The following is a 1,338-nucleotide window of genomic DNA, read 5'->3' as shown; positions in this document are numbered from 1 at the left end:
CTTTATAAAGTCTTACGGTTTGCAAGAAGCCGGTCGCTGTTTTCCGTGTCCTGTCGCCTATGTAATCCATCTTCTGACCCATTGGGCAGATATAATGGTCTTGCCCGGGGTTGTAATAAAGCTTGTCTGCGGCGAATAGATGCTTCTTATTAAAGGCACGGTTCTGGCGTTTGTCGAACAGGTTATACTTCACAAAGGCAGTCACCTTCTTTTCTTCCAATAACGTATAGTTTTCCTCAGAGCCGTAGCCAGCGTCAGCAGTAAGGGATTTAGGGGCAGCGCCAAAGCTTTTTTCATGCTGTTCCAGGTGACCAGCCAGCGTATTTGTATCAGTGGTGTTGGAGTGGATGGAATAGTTGACGATGAACTGGTTGGAAGTTGATATCTGCACATTATAAGCCGGTTTGAGCTGACCGTTACGCATGTGATCTTCCTTTAATTTCATAAAAGTCGCATCCGGATCCGTCTTGCTGTAACTGTTCCGATCGCCTAAAATGGCCTCCTGCTGCTCATATCGCGCGATATTGGCTGGGTAATGCTTGGTCACATAACCCAACTTGGCCTTCATTTTCTTGTCAATGTTTTCCTTCTTGCCGAGCACCTGGTTGAGCGTATCGACCGTCTCCTGCACTTTTTCTTTGTTGATCGTGGTCAGGTCCGGCGGCTCGGGCAAGTTATCCTCGCTAGCAGCCACGCTTTGGGCATAAGCCCAGATATCAGCCAGCTGCTTCTTCATTTTCTCCTTGTTGGTGGCAATAGCGCGCTTCCAGACAAAAGTATATTTATTGGCATTGGCTTCGATTTTAGTCCCATCCGTGAACACTTCTTCAATACTTAAATAGCCTTCCTGGGCCAAAAGCGTCACCACCTGTTCAAAAATCGTCCGGAATGTATCCTTCAAACGCACGCCCCGGAACCGGTTAATGGTGTTATGATCCGGGAAGCTCATTGAGCTTAGGTACATAAAGTAAATGCTCTCCCTACATGCCGCTTCCAGCTTTCTACTTGAATAAATATTGCTCATATAGCCAAATACGAGCACTTTTAACAGCATCTGGGGATGGTAACTTGCCGGACCGGTCAGGTAGTAGGCGGCATTGAGCGGCTCTAAATTGATCTTATTGATCACATCGTTGACCACCCGGACAACGTGCCCTTTGGGGACAAGATCTTCTAAACTTGGAGGAAGCAGCATCAACTGATGCTGGTGATAAGGCTTGAAATTAGGCTGTCGGCGACCCATTTTTCTTTGGTTTGCTTATAACTAAAGATAATCAATCCAGAAAAATTACCCAAACCTCTAAAATGAAAAAAGACTGCCTCATTTGAGACAGCCTC

Annotated in this window: 1 protein-coding gene; it reads right to left on the bottom strand. The window is 46.3% G+C overall.

What is annotated here, in order from left to right; translation table 11 throughout:
- On the bottom strand, positions 1-1,243 hold a 1,243-nt coding region (locus tag Q369_RS0122000), incomplete at its 3' end, for an IS1182 family transposase (RefSeq protein WP_031529892.1).
- Positions 1,244-1,338 lie beyond the last annotated feature (95 nt).

The sequence above is a fragment of the Dyadobacter crusticola DSM 16708 genome (assembly GCF_000701505.1).
Classification (GTDB): Bacteria; Bacteroidota; Bacteroidia; order Cytophagales; family Spirosomataceae; genus Dyadobacter; species Dyadobacter crusticola.
Note: the sequence above shows the minus strand (reverse complement) of the source record. Positions and strands in the feature narration are given on the sequence as shown.